We start from the raw sequence: 18507 nt of genomic DNA, 5'->3' as shown, positions 1-18507 counted from the left end.
TTAAGAAATGGGAGCTGAATCCTTTTATTTACATTTATTCATACCAAATTATGTGATAGAATATCGCAAGGTTGAAGCACTCTAACCCCATTGGTAGAGTCACTATATTAGAATATTTTTAATATAAAAAAATAAAGCAAAAGGGACGAAAAAAATGTCATTTTGTATTACAATAGTAGTGGCCTACAAATAAGGGGGAAGAGAGTCTGTATAAAAATGTCGTTATCTAGCGAAAGATAGCGCATTTTGAATGTTCATCAATATAGGCTTCGCATCATGTGTTGTTAGAAAGGAGAGTTTTAAGTGAAACCAAAAAAAGGATTTTGGAAGCTAGTAGGTTTACTATCTGCGCTTTCACTAGTATTTTTGAGCGGTTGTTCAAAACTTGCTGTATTGAACCCGCAAGGTCCTGTTGCAAAAACGCAATCTGATTTAATCATTTGGTCTATGTGGATGATGTTGATCGTGGTTGTTGTCGTATTTGCTATTTTTATATTTGTTCTTGTCAAATATCGTGAAAAACCTGAAAACATGGACTATGAGCCACCTGAGCAAGAAGGTAACTTAAAGATGGAGGTTATTTGGACAGCGTTCCCAATCATCATCTTAATTCTATTAGCAGTGCCAACTGTTAAAGCGATCTACTCTGCAGAAGAAGTACCGGCAGAATCAAAGGATAAAGATCCAATCGTGATTCACGTTACATCTGCAAACTGGAAATGGATTTTCAGTTATCCGGAACAAAATATCGAGACGGTTAACTACGTAAACATTCCAGCAGATACGCCAGTGAAATTTGAGTTAACGGCTCAAGGACCTATGAACTCATTCTGGGTACCAGAACTTGGCGGACAGAAATATTCGATGAACAACATGTCAATGCCATTATACTTAGAAGCTGATAAGCCTGGTTCTTATATGGGACGTAGTGCTAACTTCTCGGGTGAACATTTCACTCAAATGCAGTTCGAAGTTCAAGCTCAAACGGACAAAGACTTCAAAGAGTGGGTTAGTGATGTAAAAGGCACAGCTGGTAAATTGACTGAAAAGAAATATGATCAAATCCTAAGCCCAGGCGTTGTTGGTCGTCAAACTTACAACGGTACACATTTAAAATGGATTGACCATGCAAAAGATGTATACATTCCTGGAAAAGAGCTAGAACGTGGTACAGGACATGATCACAGCAAGATGAAAGAAGACGAAAAAACGAGTAATGAAGAAATGGAAAACATGGATCACTCAAATCATGAATAACATTCATTTATTACACTAAATAACGTAATGATTGGGGGAAGACATAATGAAGCTAGATGAATTTTTCGTCACTGGCGAACCTATGATTTACGCTGCTGACGCAGCAATCGCTATGACGGTCATCGGTATCGTTTTTGTCTTAACATATTTCAAGAAATGGAAATGGTTATGGACAGAATGGTTAACAACAGTTGACCATAAAAGACTCGGTGTCATGTACATCCTTTCAGCTGTATTAATGCTTTTCCGCGGCGGAATCGATGGAATCATGATGCGTATGCAGCTTGCATTCCCGGGTATGAACATTTTAGATGAACATCACTACAACGGAGTCTTCACGGCTCACGGTGTTATCATGATCTTATTCATGGCAATGCCATTTATTATTGGACTAATGAACGTAATCGTTCCATTACAAATTGGTGCGCGTGACGTAGCGTATCCGTTCTTAAACGCAATTAGTTTCTGGACATTCTTTATGGGAGCAATGCTATTTAACCTTTCTTTCGTAATTGGAGGAGCTCCTGATGCAGGTTGGACAAGTTACTTCCCGCTTGCAGGTAAAGAATTCAGTGAGGGTATCGGAAATAACTTCTATGCCGTTTCACTACAGATTGCTGGTGCTGGTACATTAATGACTGGTATCAACTTCTTTGTAACAATTTTAAAAATGCGTGCCCCTGGCATGACAATGATGAAAATGCCAATGTTTACTTGGTCAATCTTCATCACATCAATTATTATCATTTTCGCGTTCCCTGTATTAACAGTAGCGCTTGCACTTATGACACTTGACCGTGTATTCGGAACAGCCTTCTTTACAATGGCTAACGGCGGTCTTCCAATGATGTGGGCTAACTTATTCTGGATTTGGGGTCACCCTGAAGTATATATCGTTATTTTACCGGTATTCGGTGTCTTCTCAGAAGTTATCAGTACACATTCTCGCAAGAACTTATTCGGTTATAAAGCAATGGTCGTATCAATGGTCGGTATCGCGTTCTTAAGTTACCTTGTATGGGTGCATCACTTCTTTACAATGGGTAACTCACCGTCAGTTAACTCGTTCTTCTCAATCACAACGATGTTAATTGCCGTACCAACCGGAGTTAAAATCTTTAACTGGCTCTTTACAATGTATAAAGGCCGTATCAAATTTACGACTGCGATGCTTTGGTCATTAGCGTTTATTCCAAACTTCGTAATCGGTGGGGTAACAGGGGTTATGCTTGCGATGGCATCAGCCGATTATCAATATCATAACAGTTACTTCCTAATCGCTCACTTCCACTATGTATTAATCTCTGGTACAGTGTTTGGCTGTTTCGCAGGTTTATACTTCTGGTATCCGAAAATTTTCGGTCACACGCTGAACGAAAAATTAGGAAAAATTTCATTCTGGATTTTTGTTGTTGGATTTAACGTATGTTTCTTCCCACAATTCTTCCTAGGTTTAGACGGTATGACTCGTCGTATGCAAACTTACGCAGACAACCTTGGCTGGAATGGACTAAACTTAGTTTCAACAATCGGTGCATTCTTAATGGGTCTTGGCTTCTTCGTATTAGTAGTTAACTTATTATACAGTGCATGGAAAAACAAACGCGACACTGCAAACGATCCTTGGGATGGTCGTACACTTGAGTGGTGGACTAAATCACCAGTTCAAGCTTACAACTTTGCAGTAATTCCTCATGTGAAAGAAATGGATGCATTCTGGCACATGAAAAAACATAATGAAACAGAAATTAAAGCAGAAGACTTAAAACCAATTCACTTACCTAGCAACTCTGGCGTGCCGTTTATCTCAGGTATTTTCTGGTTTATCGGTGGATTTGGCTTAGTATTTGAATGGATTCCAATGGCAATCTTCGGCTTAGCAGGTATTTTTGCTTGTATGTTTATTCGTTCATTTGATTATGATCCGGGCTTCTATGTAAAAGTAGATGAAATCAAGAAGGTTGAAGGAATTACAGGGGGTGACAAATAATGGCAGGACATTTAGATAAATCATTGCCGTTAGAATACCAAGAAGAACAAAGTCGCCTGAATATCCTTGGATTCTGGATTTTCTTAGGCGCCGAGATCGCGTTGTTCTCTACGCTGTTCGTAACGTACTTAACGTATCATACGCGCACAGCGGGTGGCCCTACTGCAGAAGACTTATTTGTAGTTAAAGATTTTATGATTGAAACGCTGCTACTACTATTCAGTAGTTTCACGATGGGGATTGTAGTATTTAAAATGCGTAATAGTGATTTAAAAGGACTTTTAGTCTGGTTTGTTATTACGCTTCTCCTTGGTGGAGGATTCCTTTTCTACGAAATTCGTGAGTTTTATATGTACGCAGTTCACGAAGGTGCAACAATGCAAACAAGCGCCTTCTTATCAGGATTCTTTACACTACTTGGAACACACGGTCTTCACGTAACAGTCGGTGTCTTCTGGGCAATCAGCATTATCATTCAATTAGTAAGACGAGGATTAACACCTGTTACTGCTCGTAAAGTATTTATTATCGGTTTATACTGGCATTTCCTTGATGTTGTATGGATCTTCATCTTCACGCTTGTATACTTGAACGGATTGGTGGGATAAGACATGGAAAATAAACAAGGCCAAAAAGCAGGTTTTCCGCTTAGTCATGTATTTGGGCTTATCCTTTCACTAGCCTTAACATTCGCAGCGCTTGGTTTAGTAGTGCTAGCTGATCTATCAAGAAGCATTACGATGACTCTTATCATGATCCTAGCGTTATTACAAGCAGCAATGCAGTTAGTAATGTTCATGCACATGACTGAAAGTGAAAATGGTAAAGTACAGGTTGCAAATATTCTTTACAGTTTCTTTATTGCACTTTGTATCGTTGTTGGTACACTGTGGATTCTTGCAGCTCACTTTAACCATTAAAAATAAAACCACTTACTTCGGTAAGTGGTTTATTTTTTTTCATTCAGTTTATATTTCAACGTTTGATATTCTCCCGTGGGAACTTTTTTTACTACTTTTCCTTTATCATCTCTATAAACATTTACTTGTTCGTACACTTCAATTTGGTATCCGCCTCTTTTTTCTGTTTTAACATGAACTTCTTTGACCGACATGTTTAATTGTTCCGCCTCGTCTTCATCTGCAGAGGTTTCAACAGCTCCTCCATCAAGTGAAAGGTGAGATAAGCTGTCAAACGACTGCTGGGAATTGCTATCAACGTAGCTTGTCACGACTAAAATGCCGGCAAAAAACAATACTAAAAAAAGCGTCCGGACTTTTATCTTCATCTTAAAACACCCCCGTAAACTGACAAACCAGCACGACTGCACCTAATATCCAAACGTAAATCGCAAACGTTTTTAATGAATGATGCTTTAAATAATTGATCATCCATTTTACCGCTACATAACCAAATAAAGCAGATGAAAGGGTGGCGACGAATAAAAAGAAAACGGAAAGCTGCTCGACTTCACCTGTGACTACATCTTTTAACTGAAGTAACACCGCTCCGCAAATGGCGGGAGTCGACAATAAAAATGAAAAGTAAGCGGCTGTTTCACGGTCTAATTTTCGCATTAACGCAGCTACCATGGTTAAACCTGACCTGGATACAGCAGGGAATATCGCAGCTGCTTGAAATGAGCCGATAAAAAAGGCATCTCCGTATGAAATATGATCCATTTTTTTATAGCCATTTTTTACGGAATCACCAAACCATAACAGCAGTCCTGTCGCAAGAAACTCCCAGCCAATCGTTAAACCAGATTTAGAAATACTGTCAAAATAGTCTTTGAACAAAAGACCAATCGCAACTGCAGGGATCGTTCCTATCACTAAAAGCCCTGTAAGCTTGCTAAAGGGATGACGAATAATATGCCATAGCTCACGCTTATAAAAGACAAACACAGCAAGCAGAGTGCCCATATGCAGCATCGTATCTAAATACAATCCTGCATCGTCTAAGCCAAATAAGTGACGCCCTAAATACAAATGCCCCGTGCTGCTTATCGGCAAAAACTCTGTAAGCCCTTGAATGATTCCCAAAATAAATGCTTCAAACCACGACATCTTATCACCTCATACAGCGTGTCCTTATTAGTAGTGTATAGAGGAAGTTCTAAGAACATGACAAAAACATGGAAGTATAGGCATTCATTTAGTGAAATAAATACATAAAAATAGGTCATAGTATAAGAAGAGACGACCATTCTTATCTCCATCTCATCCACTACGGAAAGAGGTGCTAAAAATGATACGAAAATGGGTGGCTGTATGCGTCGTATTCGCTGCTTTTATTTTTCCGCAGGCAGTAAGTGCTGAACAGCCAAAAGTAGAGATATTTCAAATTGAAACGGGCAGAGTCGTTCGTTCAACGCTCAAACCTCCAAATGTTCAAAAAGAAGCTGAAAAAAGTATTGCGTCCATTACTGGTTTATATAAAAAGGCAAGTCCGCTTCCTAAAAAAGGCTATCTTGTTAAAGTACCTCTTGATCCAGCCGTAAAAATTGAAAATAGTGCGGTCAACACGCTGGCAAGTGAAGTTATATTTGTTCTTGAGCCAAATCAAAAGCCAATCATGATGGTATTTGACAATGAAAATAGAACCTATTTTTTTGAATTTACTCATGATTTAACTCTTCTCAGAAAAGCATTACAGCTATAAGTCATCGAAATGATGGCTTTTTTTTACATAGATAGTTGACAGTTTATTATGATAAATGTAATATATTTAGAAAAGTCAGAAATAATTAAGGGGGAGAATTATGTGATAGCTCTACGACCGTTCTCCAAAAAAGACTTTAAACAGCTAATGGATTGGATTCCCTCTGAGTCATTTATGGTGCAATGGAGTGGCTCTAGCTTTTCTTTTCCGCTTACTCCTAGACAGTTAAAACACTACATTCGATATGCAAATGAAGATGGTGCTTCTACCTATGCTTTTTCCGTCATAGATGAAAATGAACAGCTTATTGGGCATATTTCTCTGGCTCATATTGATTATTATCATAAAACAGGAAGAATTGGCCGAGTGCTGCTTGGTGAAAAGTATAGAGGAAAAGGGCTTTGCTCGCACATGTTTGAAAAAGTGTTAGCTTTCGGTTTTGAAGAACTGGGTCTTCATCGAATTTCGCTCGGCGTCTTTGATTTTAACGAGCGGGCGATTCAGTCCTATGAACGAATTGGCTTTACACGTGAAGGCCTTCTTCGAGATGTCCGGCTTGTAGATGGACAGTACTGGAGCTTAATTGAAATGAGTATGTTAGAAAGTGAATGGGTACAGCGTGATGTGCATCAAAAATCAAGCTAACATCTACTAGTGAAAAGCCAGCTTCCCAACAAGCGGGCTTTTTTGACGTGTGCTTAAATTTCCTCAAGAAGGTATAAATTTTCATTCATTAAGGCATATAGAGAGTAAGTGATGTGTAAAGGAGGCCGTATGAATGAAAAAATACAAAGTAGGCATCTTAGCGGCATGTATTTTGCTTTTAGGAACCGCTGGGTTTGGAATTGTCTATCAGCATCAAACATCTGCTAAAGAGCAGCCTCATTCGTTTAATGTACTCGTTATGGGCGTAGATGAAAGGCCAGGCGATACGGGCCGCTCAGATGTATTAATGGTGGTCAATTTAGATAAAAGCCATAATAAAGCAAAGGTTATGCCGATCCCTAGAGATACGCGCGTGCACATTGATGGAAAAGGGACGGATGAGAAAATTAACCATGCTTATCGATACGGAGGCATTCCTTTAACCGTGCGCACGGTTGAGGATTTTTTAGATATTGACGTTGACTATTATGTGAAAGTAAATATGGAGGGGTTCAAAGATGTAGTCGATGAACTTGGCGGCGTGAACGTGAATAACCCGTTTCCTTTTGTGTTTGATTCATTTATCTTTCCTGAAGGAGAAAATGCGTTGAACGGTGAAAAAGCTCTTGCCTATGTACGGATGAGACATGAAGACCCAAAAGGTGATTTAGGAAGAAACAATCGCCAACGTCAAGTGGTGGAAGCTCTATTAGATAAGGGAATGAACATGTCAACGGTGAAAAATATTCCAAGTCTTCTCACGCTCGCAAAAAAGCATATCCAAACGAATATTGTTGTCAGCGATGCATTTACGATGTATAACGTCATTAAGAATGGACGGCCTGATTTCGAAACGGTAACGGTAAAAGGAGAAGGACAAATAGTAGATGGTACATGGTATTATGTTGTAAAACCATCTGAAAAAAAGCAGCTGAGCGCTATGTTTCAACAAACCCCTTAATAAAAAAGAGGGCTGAAAAAATTCAGCCCTCTTTTTATTCACCAATTTCTTCTTGACGCTGCAAGCAGGAAATTTGTTTTTTCTCTGGATGGACACCAAATGTATAGCCCCACGTTTGCAATTTATCTAGAATGATTTCGTCTTTTTTAAAGCCAAAGATCATCACTACATCTTGGTTTTCATCTAAAAGCAAATACTTTTCATCTTTGCGCCACATCGTTAAGTTTGACGCATAGAAAAGATTCCAGCCGTTATTCATGCGATGGCCGGTTGCTTGGTTTTTATAGTTGACAATCATATTTCTTCCTCCATTAGTGAATCTTTCTAAAAGTAAAACTTCAAAGAATATTATAAACGTTCTCTTCCTAGAAATCTATTATTTATCCTGTTGAGGGGAACTCGCCCTGATGTTTATAAAATACATGTGATAAAAGATTTAGTATATAAGGATATATCTGTATAAAACAAGAGTCAATAAGTAAGAAAACGGAGAAAAAAAGGGTCTAAAAGCGTATATAATTGAAAAAAATATAAGTTATCTAGCTTCAAAGACTTAAAAACACGCTTTTCAGACCATGGACATGCTTTTTCGAATTTCTACCTACAAGAAAGAAGGCAGAGGTGCGAAATGTGTAGGTGAATCTAAATGAGTTTACGGTAAACAGGGAACCCCAAAACATGGTACACGCTAGAAAAGGGGGAAATTCAACGATGTCAAAAAAAGCGCTATGGATTAAAAATGCTTCGCAAGTTGTAACGGCCAAAGAAAATAAAGGTCCTTTAGCTGGAAAAGAAATGAGAAACTTGACGGTGATTGAAAATGGCTCAGTCTGGATAGAAGGAGATCAAATTGTGAACGTAGGTACAACAAAAGAGCTAGAACAAAAATATGAAAGGGACAGGAATGACGCAACGATTATTGATGCTTCTCACAAAATTGTAACTCCTGGTCTGATTGATCCCCATACACACGCTGTGTACGCTGGCTCGCGTGAAGAAGAATTTTATAGGCGGTTTGAAAGACCAACTTCTTACTTGGATTTATTAGAAGAAGGTGGAGGTATTCACTCCACTGTCGTTCAAACACAGGAAGAGTATGCGTACCGGATTTATCAGCAGAGCTATGAGCGTCTTACGTCTTTTCTAGCTCACGGAGTCACAACTATAGAAGTGAAAAGCGGATATGGCTTAGAACTGGAAACAGAACTAAAGCAGCTGCAAATCGCTAAAATGCTGAATGATACACACCCAGTTGATGTCATAAGCACCTTCTTAGGAGCACACGTCGTACCTTTTGCATATAAAAGAGATACGCAGAAATACGTCAATTTACTTATTCACGAAATGATTCCTCAAATTTCTTCTTATAAGCTCGCAGCATTTAATGATGCTGTATGTCTTCCAAATGCTTTTTCATTCAAACAATGCCAAGAAATACTCGAAGCCGGGAAAAGCTATGGCATGCTTCCTAAAATACATGCTGACCCCTTTGAATACTGCAGAGGAGCAGAGCTCGCAGCAGAGGTAGGAGCGATATCAGCAGATTATCTTTTGTATGCTTCTGATGAAGGATTAAAGAAACTGGCTGAAAAACGGATCGTAGCCACACTATTACCGGGGAATTCCTTATTTGTTGGAATGAAATGGCCAGATGCTAGAAAAATGATCGATTTAGGAGTTCCGGTTACTCTTTCTACAGACTGCAATCCAGGTTCATCTCCAACGACTTCACAGCAATTTGTGATGAACCTGGCATGTATGAATATGAACATGAGTCCTGAAGAAGTGCTTGTAGCCACAACTATTAACGCAGCCCATGCTATTAATCAAGGAGATAAGATTGGGAGTATTGAAGCCGGAAAACAGGCTGACTTAGCGATTTTTAATGTCTCTAGTTATCGAACCCTTCAGTACCAGTATGGCTTAAATCATATTGATAGCGTAGTGAAAAAAGGAGAAGTAGTTGTAGAAAACGGAAAAGTTTTGTAAAACAAGTTTATAGAAAAAGAGAAAAGGGTAGAGAATAGAGAATTTGTCACACATGCAAAGGCAGGGAATTTAGATATGATTACAAAACAAAATGTTATTCCATTACTAAAAGAAGCTTGCCCATCTTTTGAGCCAAGCGAAGAAGTGGACCTCAACAATAAAGAAGAGCTGGAGCATGAATTAAGCCGAGTTGCGGGTCATTTAATCTCTCTAGAATATAACGGCCAGCTCCAGCGTGAACCGGATGTGTTTGAAGCGATTGAACAGCTGTATGTAGAAGGTGAAGCTGATGTGAAAGAAGCTGTTACAACGGGACTCTTTCAAGCAATGCATGAAATGATTATAGATCAGCAAATTAGTCCAGAAGAAATTGGAATGCTATTAAAACCTCACTCACTGAAGTGGTGGAAAACGATTGACCACTTTAGCGAAAACAGTGCGGAACAGTAAGGAAAAAGAACGTCATGGAAACATGATGTCCGTGACGTTCTTTTCTTTTACTGTTCTTTTTTCAGCTGGCGCTCTAAAATGAAAGGACCAAACGGAATAACCGACATAAGAAATGCAAATAAAGAGCGGCCGATTGACCATTTATGCGCGAATTTTACATGAACGACTGCAAGAGCATACAGCACAAAAAGTGCACCGTGTGCTGCGCCTACAACTGATACAGCTTCGGGTATGCCTGCTGCATATTTTAGCGGCATAGCAATGCCAAGCAGCAGTAAAAATGAAATTCCTTCTAAAATCCCTACTAAGCGCAGGCGACCGATTGGTGATGTAAGAACCATGTTTTCTCCTCCCGTAACGACGGAATAAATTTCTGTATCGATGACAAAAATGTACCATAGCGAGCTCTTCATATACAAGCATCATTTGTATCTGTCACAAAAAAGTCGAAAACGCTTTAATTTGCTCTATAGAAGTGTTTTGTTTAAAAAACTGACATACTCTTGTGATGCAAGGGATAAAAGAGCACACTACGTGTTGACAAGTTATTTTAATTATTTTATATGTATAGTATCGAAAACGTATGAGAGGATTTTTTATCATGACAAACCGAAATCAGCAGAGAGAGAAAATTTTAGATGCTGCTTTTGAAGTGTTCGGATCCAAAGGCTACTATGAAGCAAAAATGATTGATATTGCTAAACTAGCAGGTGTATCTAAAGGAACGCTTTACTTGTACTTTTCGTCTAAAGAGTCGCTTTATATCGCTGTGAACAATCGTTCGTTTGATGAGTTTTTGTATCATGCAAAGCGAAGAACGGATGAATGCCAAACGTTTCACGAAAAGCTGTATTCAATTGCGAAGCATCATCTGCTCTTTTTTTACGAAACTAAAAAATATCCGGACTCTTTTTGGCAAGCCCCTCACCAAATGCCAGAAATGATGGGTCGCCTTCATCAATTTTTTGAGGATTATCATGGGCTTGTTGCTAAATTAATTGAAGAGCAGAAAATAAAAAACGCTTTTTTACACTCAAAAGCGTTTTGCAGCATGTTAAATGGGTATAGGATGGATATCGTTTCCGATGATGATATAACAGAAGAAGATATCATGAACTATGCGGAGTTCATTGTGAACTTATACATTGAAGGCTGCTATTTTGAAACCCAAAAATGACTCGTCGGTACTGGTTGATAATGGAGGGATACGATGAATAACAGCAGCACAGTAATTAATTTTTCATACTTTCAAGAACAAACCGTTACTAAGGTGAACACAGACAATACCCTGCCGTTTTCTCTTGGATTTAGTAAAGGCGGACTTGTGGCAGAATGTCCATGGAGACTAAAAAACAAACGCAGCATCTTGCTTGGTCAAGCAGATTGGAAATCGCTACATTCTGCCGAGCAGCGTCAGCAAGTCGAAGCACTGCTGCTTGGTCAGCACATTATCTCTATAGAGTGGTATGAAGATATCGGTATACTTCGGATTACATTTTCTAATGGGTATGCGCTAGATATGTTTCACGACAGCTCTTTTTTTGAAGGTTGGGATTTATATGGTCAAGACGGCTTTTCCTTTATCTCGCTGCCAGGGGGAGCATGCGACCATCAAATTTCAGTTTTTATAGAGAGTTCATCAGCACATAAAAGGAAGTGAGTTTTTTTTTGCGAAAAACTGACCCGCGGGTACTCTAAAATTGTTAAAAAAATAAAACGGGTCTGCAGCTATTAAAGAATGAAGGCTTCCCAAATAATTTAGTTACGTAACGGAGGAAAAAGATGAATTTTTTGACGAGATTTAGTTTGAAAAATGCGGTAGCTGTGTTTATCGTTTCATTTTTACTTATTTTAGCGGGGCTATATTCATTTTCAAAACTAAAAATTGATTTACTGCCAAATATCGAATTTCCGCAGCTGTCCATTGAAGCAACGTATCCCGGGGCTTCTCCTGATGACGTAAATGAAAGCGTCACGTCGAAAATCGAAGACCAAGTGAAAGGAATTGAAGGCGTTAAAAGCGTACAAAGCGTATCGTACGAAAACGTCGGTATTATTAATTTAGAATTCCCGTTTAATACGGATTTAGATAAAGTTGAACAGCAAATTAACTCGTCGATAAAAGAATTAGATTTACCAGATTCATCAAATGTAGACGTAAACCGTTTTTCATTTGGTTCATTCCCGATCTTCAACATTTCACTGTTTGCAAAAGATGATGCAAATCTTGAAAAAGTATTAAACGATGAAGTAATTCCTGAATTGAATAAAATTCAAGGTATTAACTGTGTCTCAGTTGGCGGCGTGAAAGAGGACCTTTTACAAATTACGGTCGATAAAGAAAAAGCAGCTCAAGCTGGCTTAACGCTTGATGAGATGAAAGAACAAATTAATCAAAAAGCTGTTTCATTCCCAGCAGGAACATTAAACGGAAAAGAGCTTCAAATTCCAGTGCGAGTAGAAGAAAAAGTTGCGACGATCGATGCATTAAAGAAAATCCAGCTGAAATCTACAATGAATCCTGAAGCAAAGCCTGTGAAGCTTGGCGATATTGCCAAAGTCGAAGCCGTAACAGACCAAGGCGAATATACACGCTATGACGGCAAAGATGCACTGTCGATGGCCATCACAAAAAAACAAGATGCTAATACGGTTGAAGTGGCGAGCGAAACGATGAAAATTTTGAAAAAATATGACAATCAGTTAGACTACGCAATCGGCTTTGACTCAGCTGACGGCATTGAAAAGTCTGTTGAAACATTAGTACGCGAAGGATTGCTCGGGGCATTATTTGCGTCACTCGCCGTGCTGATTTTCTTGCGTAACTTCCGTGCTACGATCATTGCGATTATATCGATTCCACTATCGCTGTTAGTATCAGCTATTTTCTTAAACCAGCTTGATATTTCCCTTAACATTATGACACTAGGTGGAATGGCTGTAGCCGTTGGGCGCGTAGTGGATGACAGTATTGTTGTTATTGAAAACATTTTCAGGCGCGTTCGCCGTTCAGAAGAAGGCATGAGCAATGAGCTTGTCGAATCGTCCACAAAAGAGATTTTAAAAGCGATTACCTCATCTACGATTACAACGGTTGTCGTATTCTTGCCAATCGGCTTTGTAGGAGGAATTACAGGAGAGTTCTTCTTGCCGTTTGCCTTAACAGTTGTTTTTTCACTGTTAGCATCTCTTCTTGTAGCGATTACAATCGTGCCGATTCTCGCAAAGTTTGCATTTAAGAAAGTACCGCCTGAAGAAAAAGAAGGAAAGCTGCAGCGCGGGTATGCAAAAGCGATTGCATGGTCACTTAATCATAAAATCAAAATTTTAATTTTATCCTTTATTTTACTGTTTGGCTCATTTGCGCTTGTTCCTTCACTTGGCTTTACGTTTATTCCAAATGAAGAACAAAAAATGCTTCAAGCCAACGTTCAATTACCGGCATCTACGTCCCTTGAAAAAACAAACGATGTATCCTTAAAAATTGAAAAGATGTTTGCAGACCAAAATGAAATTTCAGATGTGACCACGGAAGTTGGATCACGCGACTTTTCAACAGGTGTAAAACGCCCGAACCAAGTTGGTTATTTCTTGAATGTAAAAGAAGGCGTGAATGTCGATACGTTTATTGATAAAGTTCAAAAGAAAATGGAAAGCATCACGAAAGAAGAATCACCAAAAGCAACGGTTAATGTGCAAGAAGCATCAACAGGAGGGCCGCCTACAAATAATAACGTAACGGTTGATTTATATTCTTCTAATTTAGATGATTTGCAAAAAGCAGCTAAGCAAGTGGAAAACCACTTAAACAAAGACAAACGTCTTAAATATGTAACAAATAACTTCTCAGATAAGCAAAAGCAGCTTGTAGTAGAAGTAGATCCTGATAAAGCCGCAGAGTACGGAGTATCTGGATTTCAGCTGCTTGGTACGATCTCCGACCAAACCAAACCGGTATCCGTCGGAGACTTAAAATTAGATAATACAAAACGAGCGGTTCAGCTTTCGTACGATAAAGACCTTGCCTCAGTAAAAGAAATTAAAGACCTGCAAGTGTTTACAGAGAGAGGGCCTGTGTTAGTAAAAGATATTGCTGACGTTCGTACAATTGATACGTTCACTTCTATTCAAAAGCTCGACGGCAAAGTATTTGCGCGAGTAGAAGCAGACATCAAAGGCGATGATGTGCAAGCTGTGACCAAAGATGTTGTAAATGGAGTGAAAAAGCTAGACTTGCCTAAAGATGTGAGCTTGGACGGAGGAGGCGGAAGCGACGAGACAGTAGAAGTCTTCCAATCTCTAGGTCTAGCCATTTTAACAGCAATCGGCCTTGTGTATTTAACAATGCTCGTTACGTTTGGAAAAGCGCGTATTCCATTTATCATTTTATCGTCACTCATTTTTGTGCCAATCGGTTCGTTAGTTGGTCTTGTCATTGCAAAAGAACCGCTGTCTGTCAGCGTCATGATTGGATTCTTAATGCTGATTGGAATTGTTACAACAAACGCAATCGTGCTTGTAGATCGAATTACCCAAAATCGTGAACAAAAAGGCATGACGATCCGCGAATCCCTTATTGAAGCTGGGAAAACGCGCTTGCGTCCAATTTTAATGACGGCATTTGCTACTATTGCTGCATTAATTCCGCTGGCGCTTACTACGTCAAGCGGAACGCTGATTTCAAAAGGCTTAGCAATCACGGTAATTGGAGGGCTTACGTCATCTACTCTTCTTACCTTAATTATTATTCCAGTTGTATACGAACTCTTCTTCGCAAGACAAGTAAAAAGAGAAAAACAGCTGGAAAAAGAAACGACATAAGAACTATTTTCTAATAGAGGAAAATATGACCATAGACTATATGTTATAATAAAAGTACGTTTTAACCCCTTATATTATAGAAAAAGAAGCGTCGCTTTCGAGCGCCGCTTCTTTTTTATGTAAAATCATTATTTACAAAAAATGATTAAATGTCTTGTATGGAGGGAAAGAGTGTTAACAGGAAGCTTTACTATATCATGGTAGAGTTATCTAAAAAACATACAAAGTACAGGAGTGTCGTTTTCGTGAGTTCAACAAAGAAAGTTGTATTTATCAGTTCCATTATTTTAAATGTCCTTTTCATAGGTGTTTTTGCTTTTTATGCAACAAGCAGCAGCGCGATGAAAAATCCGCTGTCATCTAAGGATTCGTCTAAGCAAAGCTATAGAGATAATCCTTATTACATTGAACGGACAACTTTGTTCAAGCAATTAAGTATTCCTAAAGAGTCAATCGTATTTCTCGGTGATAGCATTACCCAGCGCTCTGAATGGAGCGAACTTTTTCATAATAAGCAGATTGTCAATCGAGGCGTAGCCGATGATACAACCGAAGGGGTATTGCATCGCCTAAAAAGTATTACAGATGCTAAGCCAAAAAAGATTTTCTTAATGATTGGCATTAACGATTTAAATGAGCAAAAATCTGTAAAAAAAACCAAAGCAAATTATACTGAAATTCTTGAGCGTATTCATAAAGAATCACCGGATACAAAAGTCTATATTCAAAGTGTACTGCCCGTCAACAATAAAAAATGCGGCGACGCAGTGGACAATAAAGATGTGATTGCGTTAAATAACTATTTAGAGCGCCTCGCTAAGAAACACAATGATTCTTACATTGACCTGTATTCGAAAGTATCTACACATAATCAGTTGAAAAGTAATTTCACGGTGGATGGTCTTCATTTAAAAGGCCAAGGCTATGCTATTTGGAAACAAGAAGTTCAGTCATACGTTAATGAATAAAAAAGAGGCTGAGACGCAGCGTAACGAAACAGATGAAACTATATTCACCACAACAAAAAAACGAACCACTGATTAAACATGATGATCAGCGGTTCGTTTTTCATTTGGGCTAAAATATTTTTGTTTCAGCTTTTTTTAGATAAGCTCTGGTAAATGTTTTTTAGCATCGTATTCTACAAGAGAATCTCCGCTTTTGATGCGCTGTAAATAATCAGGATTTGAAATTAGCGGGCGGCCAATAGCAGCTACGTCGATCCAGCCTGCTTGAAGCGCTTTTTCAGCTGATTCAGGCGTTAAATCACCCACGCCGATAATCGGTCCATCCCAGTACTTACGCGTAATTTCATAAAGATTTTGGCCGTTTTGGACATCTTCATAAAAATCCAGCATAGACGGATGGATAATTTCGATTCCTGTTTGTTTAAATGCTTCTGTATACGTTTGAATGGCTTTTTCAGTATCATCCCAGCGATAGTCTGGTTTATCAAGCTTATGAGGAGAGAAGCGAATCACAACGCGCTCTTTTCCAATGGCCTCAATAACAGAAGAAATCACTTCTTTCATAAACGTTAATCGCTGTGCAAGGTCGCCTCCGTATTCATCAGTGCGTTTATTAGACCAGTCTGAATTAAACTGATCGATTAAATAGCCATGAGCACCGTGAATTTCAACGCCATCAAATCCTGCTTCAATGGCATTTTTAGCGGCTTGAGCATACTGTCCTACAACTTCTTTAATATCTTCTTTTGACATTTCTTCAGGCTCTTCGTAGGGCTTGCGGAAACGAGGCACTTGGCCTTGTGCTGCAATAGCGGAAGGGGCCTGAGGCTTATGCCCATTGATTAACCCGGAATGACTCAAGCGGCCAACGTGCCAAATTTGAGCGATAATCGTGCCGCCTTCTTCATGAACAGCTTTCGTTACAGGTTTCCATGAATCAATTTGTTCTTGGGTATAGAGACCTGGAACGCCAGGATTTCCTTTAGCGCGTTCGCTGATAACAATTCCTTCACTAATAATCAAGCCAATACCATCCTTTGCGCGGCGGCGGTAGTAGTCTACAACGTCTTGACCCACTACGCCCGTCTCTGGATCTGCAAAGCATCTTGTCATCGGTGCCATTGCTGTACGAGTGTGTAAATTAAATGCTTCAATATTTGTTGGTTGGAATAATTTTCCAAATTTACTCATTTTATATTCAGCTCCTTAAGAGGAAAGTATAGCTGCGAACGTTTGTGCAGCAGGTTCAGTTTATTGTAACAGGGGATTTGTTTTATCTTCAAACATTTCGACTTCCGAAAAATACCCACAAAAAAAGCCGGCTGTCTTTACAGCCAACTTTTATACCATTAATGCTGTTTATTAGGAAGTTTTTTCTCAGGATGTCCAGTAGCTTGACCCTGCTTATTTTTACGCTGCTTCTCTTGATTATCATTCAGCTTTTGCACAAATTCATTTGTGTTTTCCATATTATCTAAACCTCCTTTATGAGCTTTCCCTGTTACTATAACCCATTCCATGCAAAAACATGACGCTAATCTGCTAAAAGCAGCTCCATATATATATCGGTATATAGAAATCAACAGGAAAATCGTGTATACTGTTGTAAAAATAATGTTAATGTTTCGTGAGTTTATAATTTCTTATTCATTCATGAACAAGAAAAGGTGTTACGCAATGAGTGATTTTTTTAGCGGGAAAGAAATGTCGTTTATTTTAATTTTGACATTCAGCGTGTACATATTTGTCTGGAATGTGCCCCTTCAGGCGACAAATGCCATGATGATCTACTTTATTCTGCTGTTTTTGTATACAGTCAGTAAGCTGCTTTTTTCTCCTCAATTCCGACAATTTCCGCTTGTTAAGGTACTATTGGCCATTTTATTCGTTCTCATGCTAGCTGAAATAATTGTTGCTTACAGCACTCATAGCATAAAGATTACAGATTTACATCATATTTTTGATTATTTTAGTCATATGGATTTGTATTCATAAGTGCTTTTGAATAGTTTTGTTAACATGCTTTCGCAAACTATAAATCTCCTACTTTTGAACATACAAGACGATGCAAAAGCAGGGTGTATCGTATGTAAAGCTTAAGAAATGCCTCTATTCTTCAGCTTTTTCTCTTTTAAATGAGTAGGAGGTCTTTCTTCATGACCGGGCTTTTTCAAAAATTAACTATCGTTCATTGTACGCTTAGTAAGATAAGTATAAAAGATAAAAAAGGAGAGGCGCATGAGGGATGTAGTTTCAAAAAAAACAAGGCAAAATATTCAGCGAGACATTGAACAAGGGAACTTAGGAAAAGTGAGAGACCGCCTGCACGGTTTGCTCGTTACGTATCCAAATGAGCTATCTTTGCGAAAAGAACTCGGAGATATTTATTATCGTCTTCAAGATCTTCAAATGGCAGGGCGCTACTGGTATTTAGAAAAAGAAAAAACAGTGGAAATGACTCGCGCTTGTCTGCTCTTTGAAAAGGAGTGCGGTGATAATCCAGCTATAATTGCAAGAGCATTAAAATTCAAAGGAGATAAAGAGCAAATTCACGATTTACGTATTCAAGAAATGCTCTCACAAACTCAGCGTACGGTCATAGAAAAATTGATTGAACCGCCGGAGGAAGAAACGATAGGGGATAAGCTTATTGTAGCGGGATGTGCGTTGATTTTTCTTACAGTCCTCAGTTTTCTAATCATTGGCGTATATACCGTTTGTACATGGGTTTTTTAATGAGGAAAAGGTGCACATATGTGCAC

The 18507-nt window shown here is 38.8% G+C and carries 20 protein-coding genes and 1 pseudogene; 15 read left to right on the top strand and 6 right to left on the bottom strand.

All coding sequences use genetic code 11. The features are described 5' to 3' along the window. The first annotated feature begins 303 nt into the window (after window positions 1-303). The 4 genes from qoxA to qoxD are packed head-to-tail and all read left to right on the top strand — an operon-like array spanning window position 304 to window position 4167. Complete coding sequence (gene qoxA / locus SB717_RS16885; protein WP_013057827.1) at window positions 304-1257, top strand: cytochrome aa3 quinol oxidase subunit II; 954 nt, start codon at window positions 304-306, stop codon at window positions 1255-1257. Between the two features lie 46 nt (window positions 1258-1303). Continuing rightward, complete coding sequence (qoxB, locus tag SB717_RS16880; RefSeq protein ID WP_410904253.1) at window positions 1304-3247, top strand: cytochrome aa3 quinol oxidase subunit I; 1944 nt, start codon at window positions 1304-1306, stop codon at window positions 3245-3247. Next, the gene (gene qoxC / locus SB717_RS16875; protein WP_192994219.1) at window positions 3247-3855 is read left to right on the top strand and encodes a cytochrome aa3 quinol oxidase subunit III; all 609 of its coding nucleotides are present in this window, start codon (window positions 3247-3249) and stop codon (window positions 3853-3855) included. Before qoxB ends, qoxC begins: the two co-directional genes overlap by 1 nt. 3 nt (window positions 3856-3858) lie before the next feature. Continuing rightward, a complete protein-coding gene (gene qoxD / locus SB717_RS16870) occupies window positions 3859-4167 on the top strand; it encodes a cytochrome aa3 quinol oxidase subunit IV (RefSeq protein ID WP_013057824.1) in 309 nt (102 codons plus the stop codon). A gap of 29 nt (window positions 4168-4196) precedes the next feature. Here the strand turns inward: qoxD and SB717_RS16865 are convergent, their stop codons facing one another. Together SB717_RS16865 and SB717_RS16860 are read right to left on the bottom strand one after the other, a co-directional pair. Continuing rightward, entirely contained in the window at window positions 4197-4535 is a 339-nt protein-coding gene (locus SB717_RS16865; protein ID WP_025751114.1) for a hypothetical protein, read from the bottom strand. Window position 4536: 1 nt separating this feature from the next. Further along, the gene (locus SB717_RS16860) at window positions 4537-5316 is read right to left on the bottom strand and encodes an undecaprenyl-diphosphate phosphatase (RefSeq protein WP_025751115.1); all 780 of its coding nucleotides are present in this window, start codon (window positions 5314-5316) and stop codon (window positions 4537-4539) included. 181 nt (window positions 5317-5497) lie between these two features. Between SB717_RS16860 and SB717_RS16855 the strand changes: the two genes are divergently transcribed. From SB717_RS16855 to SB717_RS16845, 3 genes are all read left to right on the top strand, one after another. Further along, complete coding sequence (locus SB717_RS16855; protein ID WP_016764790.1) at window positions 5498-5911, top strand: hypothetical protein; 414 nt, start codon at window positions 5498-5500, stop codon at window positions 5909-5911. Between the two features lie 102 nt (window positions 5912-6013). Then, entirely contained in the window at window positions 6014-6556 is a 543-nt protein-coding gene (locus SB717_RS16850) for a GNAT family N-acetyltransferase (RefSeq protein ID WP_029714405.1), read from the top strand. Between the two features lie 133 nt (window positions 6557-6689). After that, window positions 6690-7517: an LCP family protein gene (locus SB717_RS16845; protein ID WP_410904252.1), complete on the top strand. Its 828-nt coding sequence runs from the start codon at window positions 6690-6692 to the stop codon at window positions 7515-7517. Between the two features lie 34 nt (window positions 7518-7551). Here SB717_RS16845 and SB717_RS16840 read toward each other — a convergent pair whose 3' ends face one another. Beyond that, the gene (locus SB717_RS16840; protein WP_013057818.1) at window positions 7552-7815 is read right to left on the bottom strand and encodes a hypothetical protein; all 264 of its coding nucleotides are present in this window, start codon (window positions 7813-7815) and stop codon (window positions 7552-7554) included. Between the two features lie 413 nt (window positions 7816-8228). Here SB717_RS16840 and hutI point away from each other — a divergent pair, with 413 nt between their 5' ends. Both hutI and SB717_RS16830 read left to right on the top strand, forming a co-directional pair. After that, entirely contained in the window at window positions 8229-9506 is a 1278-nt protein-coding gene (gene hutI / locus SB717_RS16835; RefSeq protein ID WP_025751119.1) for an imidazolonepropionase, read from the top strand. A 75-nt stretch (window positions 9507-9581) separates the two neighbouring features. Then, on the top strand, window positions 9582-9956 hold the full coding sequence (locus SB717_RS16830) for a DUF7674 family protein (RefSeq protein ID WP_410904251.1): 375 nt from the start codon (window positions 9582-9584) through the stop codon (window positions 9954-9956). 47 nt (window positions 9957-10003) lie between these two features. On the opposite strand, the gene SB717_RS16825 is transcribed toward SB717_RS16830, so the two are convergent. Continuing rightward, the gene (locus SB717_RS16825) at window positions 10004-10297 is read right to left on the bottom strand and encodes a DUF3817 domain-containing protein (protein WP_013083888.1); all 294 of its coding nucleotides are present in this window, start codon (window positions 10295-10297) and stop codon (window positions 10004-10006) included. Between the two features lie 260 nt (window positions 10298-10557). On the opposite strand from SB717_RS16825, the gene SB717_RS16820 reads away from it, so the two are divergent. From SB717_RS16820 to SB717_RS16805, 4 genes are all read left to right on the top strand, one after another. After that, a complete protein-coding gene (locus SB717_RS16820) occupies window positions 10558-11133 on the top strand; it encodes a TetR/AcrR family transcriptional regulator (RefSeq protein ID WP_410904250.1) in 576 nt (191 codons plus the stop codon). Between the two features lie 33 nt (window positions 11134-11166). After that, entirely contained in the window at window positions 11167-11616 is a 450-nt protein-coding gene (locus tag SB717_RS16815; RefSeq protein WP_410904249.1) for a DUF6188 family protein, read from the top strand. 122 nt (window positions 11617-11738) lie between these two features. Next, the gene (locus SB717_RS16810) at window positions 11739-14777 is read left to right on the top strand and encodes an efflux RND transporter permease subunit (RefSeq protein WP_410904248.1); all 3039 of its coding nucleotides are present in this window, start codon (window positions 11739-11741) and stop codon (window positions 14775-14777) included. Window positions 14778-15022: 245 nt separating this feature from the next. Then, the gene (locus SB717_RS16805; protein WP_029714398.1) at window positions 15023-15745 is read left to right on the top strand and encodes a GDSL-type esterase/lipase family protein; all 723 of its coding nucleotides are present in this window, start codon (window positions 15023-15025) and stop codon (window positions 15743-15745) included. A 135-nt stretch (window positions 15746-15880) separates the two neighbouring features. On the opposite strand, the pseudogene SB717_RS16800 reads toward SB717_RS16805, so the two are convergent. Next, a pseudogene (locus tag SB717_RS16800) lies at window positions 15881-16921 on the bottom strand (alkene reductase); the annotation flags it as partial. A 173-nt stretch (window positions 16922-17094) separates the two neighbouring features. After that, complete coding sequence (locus SB717_RS16795) at window positions 17095-17214, bottom strand: DUF4023 domain-containing protein (protein WP_013057809.1); 120 nt, start codon at window positions 17212-17214, stop codon at window positions 17095-17097. A 208-nt stretch (window positions 17215-17422) separates the two neighbouring features. Between SB717_RS16795 and SB717_RS16790 the strand changes: the two genes are divergently transcribed. Next, entirely contained in the window at window positions 17423-17740 is a 318-nt protein-coding gene (locus SB717_RS16790) for a hypothetical protein (protein WP_028414413.1), read from the top strand. Between the two features lie 243 nt (window positions 17741-17983). Continuing rightward, complete coding sequence (locus tag SB717_RS16785; RefSeq protein ID WP_029714394.1) at window positions 17984-18481, top strand: DUF6584 family protein; 498 nt, start codon at window positions 17984-17986, stop codon at window positions 18479-18481. The last annotated feature ends 26 nt before the right edge of the window (window positions 18482-18507 follow it).

Origin of the sequence: Priestia sp. SIMBA_032 (genome assembly GCF_046535215.1) — a bacterium.
Classification (GTDB): domain Bacteria; phylum Bacillota; class Bacilli; order Bacillales; family Bacillaceae_H; genus Priestia; species Priestia aryabhattai.
This window is presented reverse-complemented; position numbering and strand designations above follow the sequence as displayed.